This window comes from Streptomyces geranii (assembly GCF_002954775.1).
GTDB classification, from domain to species: Bacteria; Actinomycetota; Actinomycetes; order Streptomycetales; family Streptomycetaceae; genus Streptomyces; species Streptomyces geranii.
Genome location: NZ_PJME01000031.1, coordinates 20,448 through 38,278, shown reverse-complemented (window position 1 = coordinate 38,278; position 17,831 = coordinate 20,448). Strand labels below are relative to the sequence as shown.

Annotated in this window: 16 protein-coding genes; 3 read left to right on the top strand and 13 right to left on the bottom strand. The window is 69.8% G+C overall.

Annotation, left to right across the window (positions count from 1 at the left end; genetic code table 11):
• Positions 1-56: 56 nt before the first annotated feature.
• From CW359_RS29450 to icmF, 6 genes are all read right to left on the bottom strand, one after another.
• Positions 57-1,181, bottom strand: coding sequence for an aromatic ring-hydroxylating oxygenase subunit alpha (locus tag CW359_RS29450; protein WP_105973218.1), 1,125 nt, complete (start codon positions 1,179-1,181; stop codon positions 57-59).
• A 116-nt stretch (positions 1,182-1,297) separates the two neighbouring features.
• On the bottom strand, positions 1,298-2,464 hold the full coding sequence (locus CW359_RS29445) for an NAD(P)/FAD-dependent oxidoreductase (RefSeq protein WP_105973217.1): 1,167 nt from the start codon (positions 2,462-2,464) through the stop codon (positions 1,298-1,300).
• On the bottom strand, positions 2,461-2,823 hold the full coding sequence (locus CW359_RS29440) for a bifunctional 3-phenylpropionate/cinnamic acid dioxygenase ferredoxin subunit (RefSeq protein WP_105973216.1): 363 nt from the start codon (positions 2,821-2,823) through the stop codon (positions 2,461-2,463). Before CW359_RS29440 ends, CW359_RS29445 begins: the two co-directional genes overlap by 4 nt.
• A gap of 190 nt (positions 2,824-3,013) precedes the next feature.
• On the bottom strand, positions 3,014-3,661 hold the full coding sequence (locus tag CW359_RS29435; protein WP_105973215.1) for an MBL fold metallo-hydrolase: 648 nt from the start codon (positions 3,659-3,661) through the stop codon (positions 3,014-3,016).
• Positions 3,661-4,746: an S-(hydroxymethyl)mycothiol dehydrogenase gene (locus CW359_RS29430; RefSeq protein WP_105973214.1), complete on the bottom strand. Its 1,086-nt coding sequence runs from the start codon at positions 4,744-4,746 to the stop codon at positions 3,661-3,663. The genes CW359_RS29435 and CW359_RS29430 overlap by 1 nt, the downstream gene beginning before the upstream one ends.
• Positions 4,747-4,925: 179 nt before the next feature.
• On the bottom strand, positions 4,926-8,159 hold the full coding sequence (icmF, locus tag CW359_RS29425; RefSeq protein ID WP_105973213.1) for a fused isobutyryl-CoA mutase/GTPase IcmF: 3,234 nt from the start codon (positions 8,157-8,159) through the stop codon (positions 4,926-4,928).
• A gap of 392 nt (positions 8,160-8,551) precedes the next feature.
• On the opposite strand from icmF, the gene CW359_RS29420 reads away from it, so the two are divergent.
• Together CW359_RS29420 and CW359_RS29415 are read left to right on the top strand one after the other, a co-directional pair.
• Positions 8,552-10,576, top strand: a complete 2,025-nt coding sequence (locus CW359_RS29420; RefSeq protein WP_105973212.1) for an NADPH-dependent 2,4-dienoyl-CoA reductase — start codon at positions 8,552-8,554, stop codon at positions 10,574-10,576.
• Between the two features lie 65 nt (positions 10,577-10,641).
• Positions 10,642-11,208: a PadR family transcriptional regulator gene (locus CW359_RS29415; protein WP_105973211.1), complete on the top strand. Its 567-nt coding sequence runs from the start codon at positions 10,642-10,644 to the stop codon at positions 11,206-11,208.
• On the opposite strand, the gene CW359_RS29410 is transcribed toward CW359_RS29415, so the two are convergent.
• Entirely contained in the window at positions 11,198-12,229 is a 1,032-nt protein-coding gene (locus tag CW359_RS29410; protein ID WP_105973210.1) for a medium chain dehydrogenase/reductase family protein, read from the bottom strand. The two genes, CW359_RS29415 and CW359_RS29410, sit on opposite strands and share 11 nt — an antisense overlap.
• 103 nt (positions 12,230-12,332) lie before the next feature.
• On the opposite strand from CW359_RS29410, the gene CW359_RS29405 reads away from it, so the two are divergent.
• Positions 12,333-12,965: a TetR/AcrR family transcriptional regulator gene (locus tag CW359_RS29405; protein ID WP_105973209.1), complete on the top strand. Its 633-nt coding sequence runs from the start codon at positions 12,333-12,335 to the stop codon at positions 12,963-12,965.
• A 106-nt stretch (positions 12,966-13,071) separates the two neighbouring features.
• On the opposite strand, the gene CW359_RS29400 is transcribed toward CW359_RS29405, so the two are convergent.
• The 6 genes from CW359_RS29400 to CW359_RS29375 form a co-directional block, all read right to left on the bottom strand.
• The gene (locus CW359_RS29400; RefSeq protein ID WP_105973208.1) at positions 13,072-14,391 is read right to left on the bottom strand and encodes a cytochrome P450 family protein; all 1,320 of its coding nucleotides are present in this window, start codon (positions 14,389-14,391) and stop codon (positions 13,072-13,074) included.
• 226 nt (positions 14,392-14,617) lie between these two features.
• Positions 14,618-15,211 (bottom strand): GTP-binding protein, encoded by a 594-nt coding sequence (locus CW359_RS29395; protein ID WP_105973207.1) that lies wholly within the window; start codon positions 15,209-15,211, stop codon positions 14,618-14,620.
• Entirely contained in the window at positions 15,186-15,566 is a 381-nt protein-coding gene (locus CW359_RS29390) for a DUF742 domain-containing protein (protein WP_105973206.1), read from the bottom strand. Before CW359_RS29390 ends, CW359_RS29395 begins: the two co-directional genes overlap by 26 nt.
• Complete coding sequence (locus CW359_RS29385) at positions 15,563-15,964, bottom strand: roadblock/LC7 domain-containing protein (RefSeq protein ID WP_105973205.1); 402 nt, start codon at positions 15,962-15,964, stop codon at positions 15,563-15,565. The genes CW359_RS29390 and CW359_RS29385 overlap by 4 nt, the downstream gene beginning before the upstream one ends.
• A complete protein-coding gene (locus tag CW359_RS29380; protein ID WP_105973204.1) occupies positions 15,961-17,172 on the bottom strand; it encodes an ATP-binding protein in 1,212 nt (403 codons plus the stop codon). The genes CW359_RS29385 and CW359_RS29380 overlap by 4 nt, the downstream gene beginning before the upstream one ends.
• A gap of 392 nt (positions 17,173-17,564) precedes the next feature.
• Complete coding sequence (locus CW359_RS29375; protein WP_105973203.1) at positions 17,565-17,750, bottom strand: hypothetical protein; 186 nt, start codon at positions 17,748-17,750, stop codon at positions 17,565-17,567.
• Positions 17,751-17,831: the final 81 nt, after the last annotated feature.

The following is a 17,831-nucleotide window of genomic DNA, read 5'->3' as shown; positions in this document are numbered from 1 at the left end:
AAACCGGTGATCTTGCCGTCCACGGCTGTGGTCCTGCGGCTGTGGCCCTGCGGAGGCTAGCGCGTCCCCAGCCGCTCGCTGACCCAGTCGTGGAAGGCGCCGATGTGGTGCTCGCTCGGCACCAGCACGCCGCCCTTCGCGTACAAGCGGGAACTCATGCCCGGCTGGGTGCGCTCGCAGGCCTCGAAGTCCTGGCGGTTGACGCGGTCGAACAGTTCCACCGACCGGCTGACGTCCTTGCCGGTCTCGACGACGTGCGGCAGATACAGCCAGTCGCACTCGACAACCGTGCGGTCGGCCGCCACCGGGTACATGCGGTGGAAGATCACATGGTCGGGTACGAGGTTGATGAACACCTGCGGTTTGACGGTGATCGCGTAGTAGCGGCGGTCCTGCTCCTCCGCGACCCCCGGGATACGGTCGAGCCCCTCGGAGCCGTCGATGGTGAACCCCTGCACCTCCCCGCCGAACTCGGCGCCGTGGCCGACGTAGTACTGGGCGGCGTAGCCGTCGGCGAACTCCGGGAGCACCTCGGTGAGTTCGGGGTGGATCGTGGCGCAGTGGTAGCACTCCATGAAGTTCTCGATGATGAGCTTCCAGTTGGCCTTCACGTCGTAGACGATCCGCTTGCCGACCGAGAGGTTGTCGATGTCGTAGTGCTCGATCGACTCGACGTCACCGAGCCGGCCGATGACCTCGCCGATCACGTCCTCCTCGAAGGAGGGCGGGTTCTCCGCGAGGCAGACCCAGACATAGCCGAGCCATTCCCGGACAGCCACGCTCACCAGCCCGTACTCGGTACGGCCGACATCCGGCATCTTCGTCAGGTTGGGCGCGGCGACGAGCTTGCCGTCGAGCCCGTACGTCCAGGCGTGGTAGGGACACTGGAAGGCCCGCTTGACCTCACCGGTCTCCTCGGTGCAGAGCTTGGCTCCCCGATGCCGGCACACATTGAAGTAGGCCCGGATCGAGTTGTCCCGCGCCCGCGTCACGAGGATGCTCTCGCGCCCCACGTCGACGGTCCGGAAAGCACCGGGTTTCGCCAGCTCGGAAGCGCGCGCGACACAGAACCACATGGTCTCGAATATCCGCTCCTGCTCCTGGGCGAAGATCCCCGCGTCCGTGTAAGAGGAGCCGGGGAGGGTGGCGATCAGACTGTCGGGCAGACTGGTCGAGGTCACAGGGCACTCCTCGGAGAAACGTAGTGATCACTTGATGTCGGGTAGCGCCCCGCAGGGGCGCACCCGCTAGGGGCGCGGGGAACTGCGCGAGAAGCCCCACCGACCGGCAGCCGAACTCACCGCACAACCGGCAGAGCCAACTGCTTACGCCACCGCACAAAAAGCCGAGGCTGATTCATCCCCAGCACAGCAACCGGCTCCCCACCCCGCCGATAGACAGCCAGGACGTCACGGTCACCCACCGCACCTTCCTCGACCGTCACACTGTCCGCACCCCCCGCGAACCCGGCGAACTGAATCTTCACCCCGTACTGATCCGACCAGAAGTAGGGAGGCCGGGGCGCCCCCGGCAACACCGCACCCCCGGCCAGCAGCACAGCCACCGCCGCAGCCGGCCGCTCCACCGCCCCGGTCCAGTGCTCGACCCGACGGTGAACGCCCGCCCGGGGGTCGTACCAGTTGGCACAGTCCCCCACCGCGACAACCCCCGCCAGACTGCTGCGCCCGTCCGCCCCGCACTTGACCCCGTTGTCGAGAACGACCCCGGACCCCTCAAGCCACTCCACACACGGCCGCGCCCCCACCCCGACGACGACGATGTCGGCCGGAACGCTGCGCCCGTCCTCCAGCAGCACCGCCTCGACCTGCCGCTCCCCGCTCAGCCCCTTCACGCCGACCCCGCAGAGCAGCCGTACGCCGTGGTCGGTGTGCAGGCCGGAGACGACGGCGCCCATGGTCTCGCCCAGGGGGCCGGCCAGCGGGGTCGGGGCGGCCTCGATGACCGTGACGTCGAGGCCGAGGGCGTACGCCGTGGAGGCGACCTCCGCGCCGATGAAGCCGCCGCCGATGACCACCAGGCGGCCACCGCGGGCGAGTTCGTCGCGCAGGGCGCGGGCGTCGTCCAGGGTGCGCAGGGTGTGTACGCCGGTGAGGCCCTCGGCGCCGGGGAGCGTGCGGGCGGCGGCGCCGGTCGCGATGACGACGCCGTCCGCACGCACCTCCCGGCCGTCGGCGAGGCGGACGGACCGGTCGGTGCGGTCGAGGCCGGTGGCGCGGGTGCCGAGCAGCCACTCCGCGCCGAGGTCCTCGCCGTCCGTCTCCAGCCCTAGGTCCGCCTCGCCGAGGGTTCCGGCCAGGAACTCCTTGGACAACGGCGGTCTGTCGTACGGGCGGTGGGCCTCGTCGCCGATGACGACGAGCCGCCCGTCGTAGCCCTGCTTCCGGAGCGAGCGCGCCGCCGACAGTCCGGCCAGCGAGGCGCCCACCACGGCCACCGTCCTCACGCGGGACCCCCGGCTAGCCGGGCCGCGACGCACGGCGGCAGGTTGGGGGCGTCCGCGGACACCCGGACGTGGATCATGCCGTCCTCGACGACCACCTCGTGCGTCCGCACCGGCAGCTTGGCCGGCGGGGAGTCGACCGCGCCGGTGCGCAGGTCGAACTTCGAGGCGTGCAGCGGGCATTCCACCTCGCAGCCCTCCAGCCAGCCGTCGGCGAGCGAGGCATCCTGGTGGGTGCAGGTGTCGTCGATGGCGAAGACCTCGCCGTCCTCGGTGTGGAACACCGAGACGGGCGGGTCGATGTCGAGCCGGAAGGCCTCACCTCGCGGGAGATCCGCGAGTCGGCACGCGGGAATCATCATGACACCTCGGTGCGTATAGCGAAACGGATTGCGGTAAGCGCAACGTCAGTTTGAGGGCGCCCAGAACCCTTGTCAAGAAGTCCAGGGGCCGGGATGAGCCACGTACGAGCCATGAATGACAGTTGCGCACTGCACAACACACAGCACATGACACAACACGCAGGCGGGCAGTCAGTCCACGGCCGGACGATCAGAAGCCGCGGTCGATCCACTCCTGAAGATGCGGCGCCTCGGCGGCGACGGTGGTGGTGTCGCCGTGCCCGGTGTATACGACCGTCTCGCCCGGCAGGGTCAGCAGCCGGTCCCGGATCGAGCCGACGATGGTCGGGAAATGGCTGTACGACCGTCCAGTGGCCCCGGGACCGCCCGCGAACAGCGTGTCGCCGCTGAAGAGGGCGCCCAGGGCGGGCGCGTACAGGCAGACCGCGCCCGGGGCGTGTCCGGGCGTGTGCAGGACGGTCAGCTCGACGCCGGCCACGGTCAGGACCTGGCCGTCGGCCAGTCCGCCGTCGGGTTCCCGGTCCGGATGGGTCTGCTTCCACAGCGGCAGGTCGTCGCCGTGGAGCAGGACCGGGGCGCCGGTGCGCGCGGCGAGCGCGGGGGCCGCGTCGATGTGGTCGTTGTGGGCGTGCGTGCACACGACGGCCCGGAGGGTACGGCCGCCGAGGGCCGCCGCGATGGCGTCGGCGTCATGGGCGGCGTCGACGACGATCGCCTCGCTGTCGTCGCCGACGATCCAGACGTTGTTGTCGACGTCCCAGGTGCCGCCGTCGAGCGAGAACGTGCCCGAGGTGACGAGCCGCTCGATCCGCGCGCTCTGCTCGATGGGGGCGCCCATCAGAACACCACCACCGAACGCAGCACGTCTCCGCCGTGCATACGCTCGAACGCCTTCTCGACGTCGTCGAGCGCGATGGTCTCGGTCACGAAGGCGTCCAGCGGGAGCCGCCCCTGGAGATGAAGGTCGATGAGCATGGGGAAGTCGCGGGAGGGCAGGCAGTCGCCGTACCAGGACGACTTCAGCGAGCCGCCGCGTCCGAAGACGTCGATCAGCGGCAGTTCGAGCTTCATGTCGGGCGTGGGCACACCGACCAGGACGACGGTTCCGGCCAGGTCGCGGGCGTAGAACGCCTGCTTGTACGTCTCCGGCCGGCCGACCGCCTCGATGACGACGTCGGCGCCGTGGCCGCCGGTCAGCTCACGGATGGCTTCGACGGCATCGGTCTCCCTGGAGTTGACCGTGTGGGTCGCGCCGAGGGTGCGGGCGGTGGCGAGCTTCCGCTCGTCGATGTCCACGGCGATGATCCTCGCCGCGCCCGCGAGGTTCGCCCCGACGACGGCCGCGTCCCCGACGCCCCCGCAGCCGATGACGGCGACGGTGTCACCGCGCCCCACGTTCCCGGTGTTGATGGCGGCACCGATCCCGGCCATCACCCCGCACCCCAGCAGCCCGGCGACAGCAGGCGAGACGGCCGGGTCGACCTTGGTGCACTGCCCGGCGGCGACCAGGGTCTTCTCGGCGAAGGCGCCGATACCGAGAGCGGGCGACAGCTCCGTACCGTCGGCGAGGGTCATCTTCTGCTTGGCGTTGTGCGTGTTGAAGCAGTACCAGGGCCGCCCGCGCAGACAGGCCCGGCAGTTCCCGCACACGGCACGCCAGTTGAGGATGACGAAGTCACCCGGGGCGACATCGGTGACCCCCTCGCCCACCGACTCGACGACACCCGCCGCCTCATGCCCCAGCAGGAAGGGGAAGTCGTCGTTGATCCCGCCCTCGCGGTAGTGCAGGTCGGTGTGGCAGACCCCGCAGGCCTGGACCTGGACCAGCGCCTCGCCCGGACCGGGGTCCGGCACGAGGATCGTCTCCAGGCTGACGGGGGCGCCCTTCCCCTTCGCGACGACAGCACGGACCTGATGGGTCATGGCCACTCCTCGGCTGGTACGAGACTGGATGTTGCTCATTACGGCACACATCTCACGTGTCGCAACACAGCATCATGGAGAGCCAAGCAGCGGTCAAGAACGCTGCAGGCACCCCCGGCCGCCGCCCTGTCGCTCCCCGACCGCTCCCCAGCCGCTCGTCAGCCGCCCCCGGCCTTTCGTCAGACATTCCTCCGATACTGGCCGCCGATCTCGAAGAACGCCTCGGTGACCTGGCGGAGTGTGCACACGCGGGCGGCGGCCATCAGCGCCTCGAAGGCGTTCTCGCCGCCCACCGCGGCCTCCTTCAGCCGGGCGAGGGCCTGCGCGGCCTCGGCACCGTGCGCGTTCTGGAAGTCGCGGACCCGCGTGAGCTGGGACTCCTTCTCCGTCTCCGTGGCGCGGGCCAGCTCGACCTCGTGGGGCGCACCCTCGCCACCGGGACGGCGGAAGGTGTTGACGCCGATGATCGGCAGCGTGCCGTCGTGCTTGCGCTGCTCGTACAGCATCGACTCGTCCTGGATGCGCCCGCGCTGGTACCCGGTCTCCATGGCCCCGAGCACCCCACCCCGCTCGTTGATGCGGTCGAACTCGGCGAGCACGGCCTCCTCGACCAGGTCGGTGAGCTGGTCGATGATGAACGACCCCTGGAGCGGGTTCTCGTTCATGGCGAGCCCCCACTCCCGGTTGATGATCAGCTGGATGGCCAGCGCCCGCCGCACGGACTCCTCGGACGGGGTGGTGACGGCCTCGTCGTAGGCGTTGGTGTGCAGGGAGTTGGCGTTGTCGTAGATAGCGATGAGCCCCTGGAGGGTGGTGCGGATGTCGTTGAAGTCCATCTCCTGGGCGTGCAGGGAACGACCCGAGGTCTGGACGTGGTACTTCAGCTTCTGGCTGCGCTCGTTGGCCCCGTACCGCTCCTTCATGGCGACGGCCCAGATACGGCGGGCGACCCGCCCCAGCACGGAGTACTCGGGGTCCATCCCATTGGAGAAGAAGAAGGACAGATTGGGCGCGAAGTCGTCGATGCGCATGCCACGCGCGAGATAGGCCTCGACGTAGGTGAACCCGTTGGCGAGGGTGAAGGCGAGCTGGCTGATCGGGTTCGCCCCGGCCTCGGCGATGTGGTAGCCGGAGATGGAGACCGAGTAGAAGTTGCGGACCTTCTGCTCGATGAACCACTCCTGGATGTCGGCCATCATCCGCAGCGAGAACTCGGTGGAGAAGAGGCAGGTGTTCTGCCCCTGGTCCTCCTTGAGGATGTCGGCCTGCACGGTCCCGCGCACGTTGGCGAGCGCGTGCGCCCGCAGCTCGCCGGCCTCCTCCGCCGAGGGCTCACGCCCCTCGGCGGCCCGGAAGGCGTCAACCCTCTGATCGATGACGGTGTTGAGGAAGAAGGCGAGAACGGTGGGCGCGGGCCCATTGATGGTCATGGAGACGGAGGTCGTGGGAGCGACGAGATCGAACCCGTCGTAGAGCGCCTTCATGTCCTCCAGGGTGGCGACGGAGACCCCCGAGGTGCCGACCTTGCCGTAGATGTCGGGGCGTTCGTCGGGGTCGCGGCCGTAGAGGGTGACGGAGTCGAAGGCGGTGGACAGCCGGGTGGCGGGCTGCCCCTCGGAGAGCAGCTTGAAGCGCCGGTTCGTACGGAACGGATCGCCCTCCCCCGCGAACATCCGCGCCGGATCCTCACCGTCCCGCTTGAAGGGGAACACCCCGGCGGTGAAGGGGAAGAGACCGGGCAGATTCTCCCGCCGCCAGAAGCGGACCAGCTCCCCGTGGTCGGTAAAAGCGGGCAGAGCGACCCGAGGAATCTTATTACCGGAGAGGGACTCACGATTCAACGCCGTACGGATCTCCCGGTCCCGCACCTTCACAACCTGCTCGTCGCCGGAGTACGAGGCCACGACCGCGGGCCAGTCCCGGATCTGATCGGCGACATCGGGAGACAGCTGACGCCGGGCGTCGGCGAGCAGGGTCTCGACACCCCCCGCATCGCTCCCGACCTCGTCCAGCTCACACCTGACGAAATCCAACCGCTGCACCCGCCGAGCGGCATCGGCGAGAGCCTCCGTACGGGCGTGATAGGCCCGGACGGCCTCGGTGATCTCGGCGAGATAGCGGACGCGTTCGGCGGGGACGACGCGCCGGATGCCGGAGGAGTGCCGCACGGTGACGGGCGCGAGAGCACCCTCGGACAGCGACAGCCCACGCTCGGCCAGTCCGTCCCGCAGGTGCTGGTAGAGGGCGGTGACACCGTCGTCGTTGAAGGTGGCCGCCGAGGTCCCGAACACGGGCATGTCCTCGGGCCGCTGCCCGAACGCCTCCCGGTTCCGGACGAGCTGCCGCCCCACGTCCCGCATCGCGTCCTTGGCGCCGCGCCGCTCGAACTTGTTGATGGCGACGACGTCGGCGAAGTCGAGCATGTCGATCTTCTCCAACTGCGAGGCGGCGCCGAACTCGGGCGTCATCACGTACATGGAGGTGTCGACGTACGGCACGATCGCAGCGTCGCCTTGCCCGATCCCCGGCGTCTCCACGATCACGAGATCGAACCCGGCGGCCTTGACGACGTCGATGACGTCGGACAGATGCTCGGGCAGCTCCCGGCTCCCCCGCGTGGCGAGGCTCCGGAAGAAGACCCGGCTGCCGTCGAGGGAGTTCATCCGAATCCGGTCACCGAGCAGCGCCCCGCCACCGCGCCGCCGGGTGGGGTCGACGGCGATGACAGCGATCCGCAGCTTGTCCTGCTGGTCGACACGGAACCGTCGTACGAGTTCATCGGTGAGTGAGGACTTGCCGGAGCCGCCGGTACCGGTGATCCCGAGAACGGGCGTGACCCGAGCGGCAGCGGCGGCCCGGACCTGCTCCAGCAGCTCGGGGGGCAGCTTGCCCAGCTCGGCGCCGGTGATGGCACGGGCGATGGCGAACCGATCACCGGTGAGCACGGCGGCGGCATCAACAGCCTTACTGTCCCAAAGGTCGAAGTCACAATCCCGAACGACGGAGTTGACCATCCCGGCAAGCCCCATCCGCTGCCCGTCCTCGGGCGAGAAGATGGTGACACCGCTGCGCCGCAGCCGGGCGATCTCCTCGGGCACGATGACCCCGCCCCCGCCTCCGACCACCTGAATATGCTCGGCCCCCTGCCCGCGAAGCGACTCGACAAGGTACTCGAAGTACTCGACGTGCCCGCCTTGATAGGAGGACACGGCAACCCCGTGCGCGTCCTCTTCCAGCGCGGCATCGACGACCTCCCGCACGGACCGGTTGTGCCCCAGGTGGATCACCTCGGCACCCTGGGACTGAAAGATCCGCCGCATGATGTTGATCGACGCGTCATGCCCATCGAACAACGCCGAGGCGGTAACCAGCCGGACGGGGTGCACGGGACGGTGGAGATCGCTCGCGGTCATGGGTTGCCTTCCCATTTACTAGGACGTCCTACTAGTGAGGATACTAGGACGTCCTAGTAAATGGACAGACGCACACCCCCACGCGGCCCGTCCGGGACATGAGGGCGGGGCCGCCGAGGCCGATTTTTCCCGCCCACCCACCCGTTTACTGCATCCATCCAGCCAAGGCCCAGGCATCTCCAGCCCGTCCGGCGTTTGAGGACGAGCGCGTTCAGCGCGATAGGCGGGGGTCTGGGGGCGGCAGCCTCCAGGGATGGGACGGGTAGGGGCGGCGGGGGCGAGGAAAGCACGGCAATGTGCCGCACGCCATTATGCAACTAGTTGCACAACACCCCCCACGTCCCCTACAAAGGCAGAACCAGCCCACCCCCACCCCACCCGGAGAGGCCCCCATGAGCCCCACCCCCTACCCCCACCTCCTCCGCCCCCTGAACCTCGGCCACACCACCCTCCCCAACCGCATCCTCATGGGCTCCATGCACATAGGCCTCGAAGAAGCAGACCCCACCTTCAAACGCATGGCCGAGTTCTACGCAACCCGAGCCCGCGGCGGCGTATCCCTCATCGTCACCGGCGGAATCGCCCCCAACGACGCCGGCCGCCCCTACGAAGGCGGCGCCAAACTCACCACCGACGCCGAAGCCGACCAGCACCGCACCATCACCACCGCCGTACACGCCGAGGGCGGAAAAATCGCGCTCCAGATCCTGCACTTCGGCCGGTACGCCTACCACCGGAACCTCGTCGCCCCCAGCCCCCTCCAGGCCCCGATCAGCCCCTACCCCCCACACGAACTCACCACCACCGAGGTCGAACAGACCATCGACGACTACGTCCGCACAGCCACCCTCGCCCGCCGCGCCGGCTACGACGGAGTCGAGATCATGGGCTCCGAGGGCTACCTGATCAACGAGTTCATCGCCGCCCGGACCAACCACCGCACCGACCACTGGGGCGGCTCCTACGAGAACCGCATGCGCTTCCCGGTCGAGATCGTCCGCCGGGTACGCGAGGCCGTCGGCGAGGACTTCATCCTCATCTACCGTCTGTCGATGCTGGACCTGGTCCCGGGCGGCTCGACACTCCCCGAAGTGATCAGCCTCGCCAAGGCAGTCGAAGCCGCCGGGGCCACGATCATCAACACCGGCATCGGCTGGCACGAGGCACGTATCCCCACCATCGCCACCTCCGTGCCGCGCGGCGCCTACACCTGGGTGACGAAGCGGCTCATGGGCGAGGTCGGCATCCCCCTGGTCGCCACCAACCGCATCAACACCCCTGAACTGGCCGAGCAGTTGCTCGCCGACGGCTGCGCGGACATGGTCTCCATGGCCCGCCCGATGCTCGCCGACCCCGAGTTCGTGAACAAGGCGCGCGAGGGCCGCCCCGAGGCGATCAACACCTGCATCGGCTGCAACCAGGCCTGCCTGGACCACACCTTCAGCGGCCAGATCACCTCCTGCCTGGTCAACCCCCGCGCCTGCCACGAGACGGAACTCGTCCTCGCCCCCACCCGCCTGCGCAAACGGATCGCGGTCGTCGGCGCCGGGCCCGCCGGACTCGCCTGCGCCGTCTCCGCGGCCGAACGCGGCCACCACGTCACCCTCTTCGACGCCGCCCCCGAGATCGGCGGCCAGCTGAACGTCGCCCGCAAGGTCCCCGGCAAGCAGGAGTTCGACGAGACACTCCGCTACTTCCGCCACCAGTTGGACGCCCACGAGGTGGACGTACGCCTCAACACCCGAGCGACCGCGGCCGACTTGGCGACGGCCTACGACGAGGTCGTCGTGGCCACCGGCGTGACCCCCCGCACCCCCGACATCCCCGGCGTGGACCACCCCAGCGTCGTCGGCTACCTCGACGTCCTGCGCGACAACGCCCCCGTCGGCGACCGCGTCGCGATCCTCGGCGCGGGCGGCATCGGTTTCGACGTCGCCGAGTACCTCACGGACAGCGGCGACAAGGCGCACGAGGACCCAGCGACGTACTTCCGCGCCTGGGGCGTCGACATGGACCACCGCACGCCGGGTGGCCTGACCGCCCCCGAACGCCCCGCACCGCCCCGCACCGTCCACCTCCTCCAGCGCAGGACGAGCAAGGTCGGCGCGGGCCTCGGCAAGACCACCGGCTGGATCCACCGCACGGAACTGAAGCACCGGGGCGTGACCATGACCCCGGGCGTCGTGTACGACCGCATCGACGACGCCGGACTCCACATCACCGTCGACGGCACCAGCACCCTCCTCCCGGTCGACACCGTCGTCCTGTGCACCGGCCAGGACCCGCGCCGGGACCTGTACGACGACCTGCTGGCCGCGGGCTGCGAGCCGCACCTGATCGGCGGCGCCGACCTGGCGGCCGAACTGGACGCCAAGCGGGCCGTCAAGCAGGGCACGGAACTGGCGGCGAGGCTCTGACACCCGTACGAACGCGCATGCGGGCGGACAACCGCCGTCCGCGTCCGGTCCCTAGGATTGAACCCATGTCCCTCCCGCACGCGATCCTCACCGCCCTGCTCGAAAAGCCGTCCTCGGGGCTGGAGTTGACCCGCCGGTTCGACAAGTCGATCGGGTTCTTCTGGTCGGCGACGCACCAGCAGATCTACCGCGAGCTGGGAAAACTGGAGGCCGAGGGCCACATCCGCGCCCTGCCCGCCGAACAGCCGAGCCGGGGCCAGAAGAAGAGTTACGAGGTGCTGCCCGCCGGCCGCGCCGAACTGGCCCGCTGGACGGCCGCACCCCAGGACCCCAAGCCGTACCGGGACGCCATGCTGCTGCGGCTGCGCGCCGCGGCGGTGGTCGGCACGGCAGGCGTCGAGGCCGATCTGCGCCGCCATCTCGCGCTGCACCAGCGCCAGTTGACGGAGTACCAGGAGATCGAGCAGCGCGACTTCCCGCCCCGGCCCCCGGGTTCGGCCGCCGCCCCCCAGGACCGTCTCCAGCACCTGGTCCTGCGCGCGGGCATCGACCTGGAGACCTTCTGGACCCAGTGGCTCACGCACGCCCTGACGGAGTTCGCGCAACTGCCCGCCGAGCGCCCTACGGAGTGAGGACGACCTTCCCGGCGACCGTCCCCGACTCGGCGAGCCGCAGCGCGTCGGCGGCGCGGGTCAGGGGCAGCCGGGCGGCGACCTGGGCGGTGACGTCGCCGCTGCGGAGGGCGGCGAGTACCTGGGTGAGGTCGGCGTGCAGCCGGGTCCGGAACCGCTTCGGGGCCAGCGCCTTCCCGGCCCAGACGTTGTAGAAGTAGGCGCTGCGGCGGTTGGGCAGCGCGTTCCACAGCCACACCCGGCCGAGCAGTTTGAGCACCGGCAACTGCTTGGAGCCCTCGTCGTCCCGGGTGGAGGCGCTGCCGTACGCGACGAGCGTGCCGCCGGGCGCGAGGAGGCGCCAGGAGTCGGTCACACCGGGCCCGCCGACGTGGTCGAAGACGGCGTCCACTCCGCCGGGGGCGAGTTCGCGGACCCGGGCGGCGACGTCCCCGGTGCGGTAGTCGACGGGGACGACGCCCCGCTCCCGCAGCGCGTCGTGGTGCCGTACGGACGCCGTGCCGATCACCTTCGCGCCGGCCGCCTGAGCGAGCTGGACCAGGACCGTGCCGACGCCGCCGTTGGCGCCGTGCACCAGGACGGTCTGCCCGGCGCGGACGCGGGCCTTGCGGTGCAGCATCTGCCAGGCGGTGATGCCATTGAGCACCACGGTCTCCGCCTCGGCCGCGCCGACCCCCTCGGGCACCGGGACGACATCGGTCGCGTCGACCGGCACATGGCTGGCCCAGCCGCCGACCTTGAGCAGCGCGGCCACCCTGGTGCCGGTCAGGCCCGGGTCGACGCCCTCACCGGCGGCGACGACGGTGCCGACGAGGTCGTACCCGGGGACGAAGGGGAAGGCCGGCTGGTCGTAGTACCGGCCGCGGCGCATCTGCTGTTCGGCGAAGGAGACGCCGGTCGCCTCCATCCGGACGACGACCTGCCCGGGACCGGCGACGGGCACGGTTCCGTGCCGCACCTCCAGCCCCTCCGGCTCCACCTTGCCCGGCAGAACGACCTCGACGAGTACTTCTGTGCCCATGACAGCCTCCATGACCGACCCCTTTGTTTCTCGTTATCGCGTTGGTTAGAAGCTATAACTCATCGACCGCGAGTGTCAATAACTTGAGTGATAGCCTCTAACCATGACCGAGACCCCGCGCGAGCGATACCGCGCCCAGGTGCGTACGGAGATCAAGGAACGCGCGTGGGAGCAGATCGCCACGGCGGGGGCGTCCGCGCTCTCCCTGAACGCCGTCGCCAAACAGATGGGCATGAGCGGACCCGCGCTCTACCGGTACTTCGCCGGGCGCGACGAGCTGATCTCCGAGCTGATCAGGGACGCGTACCGGAGCCTCGCCGACGCCTTCCGCGCAGCCGCCGAGCCCGCCCCCGACCCGGCCGCGCTCGCCCGCGCCCTGCGCGCCTGGGCCCTGGCCGACCCCCAGCGCTACTTCCTGGTCTACGGCACGCCCGTACCGGGCTACCACGCGCCCTCGGACGTCACCGGGATCGCGTCCGAGATCATGACGACCCTGCTCGACGCCTGCGCCACGCTGCCCCCGGCCGGCCCCAGGACACCGTTCGACGCGCACATCGAGGACCACCGGCTGTGGGCGGCCGGCCACCCCGCCCCGCCCGCGGTCCTGCGCCGGGCCCTGACCTGCTGGACCCGGCTGCACGGCGTCCTGTCCCTGGAGCTGGCCGGCCACTTCACCGGGATGGAGTTCGACCCGGCCCTGCTGTTCGAGGCCGAACTGGACGCGCTGCTCGGCTGAGCGGACGGGCGGGCTGACGGGAACGGCAGAGCGCCCTGTGTCCGAGGGGGAACCTCGGGCACAGGGCGCTCGCGCCGATCGGCCTAAGTGCGTGGTCGGTCGGTCCTCAGAGCCGGAAGACATCGAGGAAGGAGCTCCAGAACCCCTTCTTCCGCTGTTCCGGACGGCCCGCCTGGGACTGCACCGGCTGCGGGGCCGGGCGGTGCACCGGTTCCGGTGTCGTGGGCTTCGGGGCCTGGTTGCGCAGGGCCGAGGCGATCCGGGTGGCCGGGGTCGGGCTGAACCGGACCGGCAGGTTGGCCAGCGCGCGGTGGAAGGGGCCCGGGCGCCACAGCAGGCTGTCCTGCGGGACCGCGAGGGTCAGGTCGGGCAGGGCGTTGAGGATCTTCTCGATCGCCGTGAGGGCGATGACCACGGCCGGGTCCTTGGCCGGGCAGGCGTGCGGGCCCGCGCCGAAGGCCAGGTGCGCGCCCTTGCTGGACAGCTGCCGGGCCTCGTTGAGGGCCGGGTCGCTGTTGGCGGCGGCGAAGCTGATGACGACCGGGGTGTTCGCGTCGACCGGTACGCCGCCGAGGTCGACGTCCTGCAAGGGGTAGTGCGTGGCGTAGTTGGCGATGGGCGGGTTGTTCCACAGCACGTGGTCGATGGCTTCCTCGACCAGCATGCCGCTGCCGCGCTCCGAGGGGTTGTCGGACAGCAGCAGGAGCAGGGAGCTGGCGATGAGGTTGCGCTGGGGTTCGAGGCCCGCGCCCATCAGCACGATCAGCTGGTCGCGGAGTTCCTCGTCGTTGAGGCCCGCGGAGTGCTGGATGAGCCAGGAGGTCACGTCGTCGCCGGGCTCGCGGCGCTTGAGCGTGATCAGCTCCTGGAGGCAGGTGGCGACCTGCTCCAGGCCCTTGAGGGCGTCGTCCTGGCCGTCGAACATGGCGGCCATGCCGGAGGTCAGGCGGTCGCCGATGTCGGCGGGGCAGCCGAACATCTTGTTGAACAGCAGCAGCGGGATCAGCTTGGCGTAGTCGTTGAGGAGGTCGGCCCGCCCGCGCTCGCTGAACTGGTCGATCAGGTAGTCGGCGATGGGCTCGACGTCCCGCCGGATACGGCTGATGTTCAGCTTGGCGAGGCTCTCGGTGACGGCCTTGCGCAGCCGCAGATGCACGGCGCCGTCCGTGAACAGGACGTTGGGCCGGTACATCATCATCGGCAGTACGGGGCTGTCGAGGGCGATGCGGCCCTCGTTCAGGGCGGCCCAGCGGCGCGAGTCACGGGCGAACAGGGTGGTGTTCTGGAGCACCCTGAGGGCCATCTCGTGCTGGACGACGAGCGTGGCGTCCACGCCCGGTGCCAGCTCGACCGGTGCGGCGGGGCCGTGGGCGCGCAACTTGTCGTAGACGCCCTGCGGGTCGGCGGCGAAGTCGGCGCCGTGCATGGGGCATCTGGCGGGAGCGCTCGACGTGGCACCCGCGTGCTGTATGTCCATGGAGGTTCCTTTGGGTTCCCCGCGCCTCGCGGCGGGGACGGGGGTGAGGAAAAACCTTGTGCGCGAAAGCGTGTGCGCGGCCCTGCCCGGGCCGCCCCCTGCCCGGGCCCCTTGTGCGGGGAGGGGCCGGACGAAGGGGTGGGACCGGGGCTGGAGCCCGATGTGACGGCGGGCCTCAGGCCGCGCGGGTGAGCAGGTGCTGGACGAGGGCGATCAGTGCCTTCGCCGACGACGTCTGGTCACGCGCGTCGCAGTAGACGACGGGGGTGTCCGGCAGCAGGTCGAGGGCCTCGCGGATCTCGTCCTCGTCGAACGCGCCGCCCAGCGGGTCGAAGGTGTTGACGGCGATGGCGTACTCCAGGCCGTACTTCTCGACCAGGTCGATCACCGGGAACGTCTCGGCCAGCCGGGACGGGTCGACCAGGAGCAGGGCGCCGAGCGCGCCGCGGGCCATGTCCTCCCACAGCTGCATGAAGCGCTGCTGACCGGGCGTACCGAAGAGGTACAGCACCAGTTCCTCGCTCAGCGTGAGCCGGCCGAAGTCCAGCGCGACCGTGGTCGTCACCTTGTCCGGAGCGCCCTTCAGGTCGTCCACGTGGGCGGACGCCTGGGTCATCTTCTCCTCGGTGCGCAGCGGGGCGATCTCCGACAGCGAGCCGATGTACGTGGTCTTGCCCACCGCGAAGTGCCCCACGACAAGGATCTTCGCGGTGGTGGTCACCGCGTCTGAGACGTAGATCGTCTCAGCCGTAGAGGGATTCGAGTCCATGCAGCACCTTTTCGATGATTCCTCTGTCGACGGACTGGGCGCGTGGGGGCGCGGCACGGCGCAGGAGATGACCCTGTTCGAATAAATCGGTGAGGAGGAGTCGGGCGACTCCCACCGGCAGCGACAGATGCGCGGCGACCTCCGCGACGGAGAGGTAGCCGCCGCCGCACAGGTCCCAGATGGCCCGGACCTCGGGGCTGGCGCCGAGCGGCAGCTCCCGGTCGGGGGCCAGCGTGACCAGGGTGTGCAGGGACAGGTCGTCGGCGGTCGGCAGCCGCCGTCCGCCCGTGATGACGTACGAGCGGACGAAGTCGCTGGTGACCGTGACCGGAGCTTCCTCGCCGTGGGCGTTCATGCGTCCGCACCGGCGTTCTGACGCGGCGGGGTGGTCATCGCCTTGCCGAGCGCGCCCACCTGCTGCTGCATCCGGAAGGACATGGCCTCCATGTCGACGTCGAGCGCGGCCGACACGGCGAGGTAGGCGCCGCTGCCCGCGGCTATGAGGAAGATCCAGCCGCCGTCGTACTCGATCAGGGTCTGCTTCCACAGACCGCGGCCGGAGCCGACGAAGGGGGCGACTGCGCGGCTGAGGGACTGCATCGAGCTCATCGCGGCGGCGTTGGTCTCCGCCTCGTCGCGCTCGATGTCACTGGACCGCTCCAGCAGGAGGCCGTCGGCCGATACGAGGATCGCGTGACGGGCGCCGCGGACTTGCAGCACATCGTTCAGCACCCACGACAGATCGGGATTCACTGGTCCTGTGGTCCTTCCATGGTCGTCGTATCCCGCCCAAGCAGCGTTCCGCGCTGGAACGCACCGATACGTGAGGCCGTCACCTCTGTGTTGAACTCCGGCTCGGCCGGGTCCGGCGGCGAGGGCACCACCGCGACGGGACTGCCGCGCCGCCGCCGCTTGGGCAGACCGCCGGCCGTCGTGCCGATCGGCCGCGGGGGTCCGCCCGGCGTGGCCACCGGGGTCAGCCGCTGGGGGGCGGCCGGCGGAGCCTCGACCGGCTTCGGCTCGGCCTTGGCCGCACCGCCCTCGGGCTCGGGAACGTCCGTCGTCAACAGGTTCTCCGGCAACAGAATCACCGCCCGTACGCCGCCGTAGGGCGACACCGAATCGACCGAGACCTTGAAGCCGTACCTGGTGGCGAGCATCCCGGACACGGCGAAGCCGAACTTCGGCGGGTCGCCGAGGCTCGTGATGTCGACCGGTGCCTGCGGGGAGAGCAGCACGGTGGCCCGCGCCTTCTCCTCGGTGTTCATACCGAGGCCGGCGTCGTCGACGATCAGGCAGACGCCGGTGGGCACGGCCTGGATGTTGATGTCGACGCGGGTGCCGGGCGCGCTGTAGTTGGTGGCGTTGGCGAGCAGTTCGGCGAGGACGACCGCGACGGGCTCGACGGCCCGGCTGGCCACCGAGACGTTCACCTGGGTGTTGATGGTGACGCGGTCGAAGTGCTTGATCCGGCCCTGGGCGCTGCGCGCCACGTCGTACACGGAGGCGGTGGACTCGCGCCGCCCGAGCCAGCCGCCGCACAGGACCGCGATGCCCTGGGCGCGGCGGCCGAACTGGCTGTTGGTGTGGTCGATCATCATCAGGTCGCCGAGGACCTGTTCGTCGTCGCCGTAGCGGCGCTGCGACTTCTCGATGATGAGCTGCTGTTCGTCGGCGAGTACCTGGAGCGTCCGCATCGCGGACTTCAGTACGGCCTTGGTGTCTTCCTCCGCGTCCTTGCGCACCGCGGCGAGATCGCCGGCGTGCTGTGCGTTCAGCTGGGTGTATTCCGCATAGAGGCGGTCGCGTTCACTCGTTGCTGCTTCGCGGGCGCTCTGCAGGTCGTTGCTCTTCCTGCGGAGGGCCATGTTGGTTCTGCGGGCCCGCATCACTGCGACGACCGCAGCGACCAGGACCACGAGCAAGATCCACAGCAGTGGATCCTGGATCAATGACGTCATGAGACTCTCTTCAAGTCGCCTTGCGACAGGAGCAGTTGCAGTCCGTTGGGTCCGGCCTGGAACACGGGCCCAGCCCGGTGGCGAACCTTACCGGCGGACCGACTCAGCCACTCCTTCGCGATGGGGCCCTTAGAGACTGTCCCCCGTGCGCGCGGCACGCCTCAGCCTACTGAAAGTGGGATGATCTTAGCAGTCAAGGGAGCGTCAAAAAGGTTCCGCTTACGCTCACTTGGAGACCTTCACACAGCTTTCGCGAACGGGTCCACGACAGTTATGGACCCGATACCTTCGGCATCCCGCCGGCGTCCTTCCGGCGTCCCGCCGGGCGCGAAAAGGCCCGCTCCCCCGTCATCCGGGAAGCGGGCCAAGGGTGTTGGCGCGGTTCGGAGCGGTCAGGCGGCCTCGGCGTCCACCTCGCACCACACGCGGAGCCGCTCGTCGACGAGCCGCTCCGGGTACTCCACGCCGGTCTCGAAGTGCTCGGGGAGCCGCGCGAGGCGGCCGTCCGGCCCCACGAAGGTCCGCAACACGTTCTGGGTCTGCTGCCGCTCGCTCTGGTCGGCCTGGTCGAATGCCATGCCTGAGGTTAACCCCTGCGCTCCGAAAAGGGTGACGCCCGGTCCGACGCCGTTACCAGGCGTGAGCGGGCGCGTTGTAGG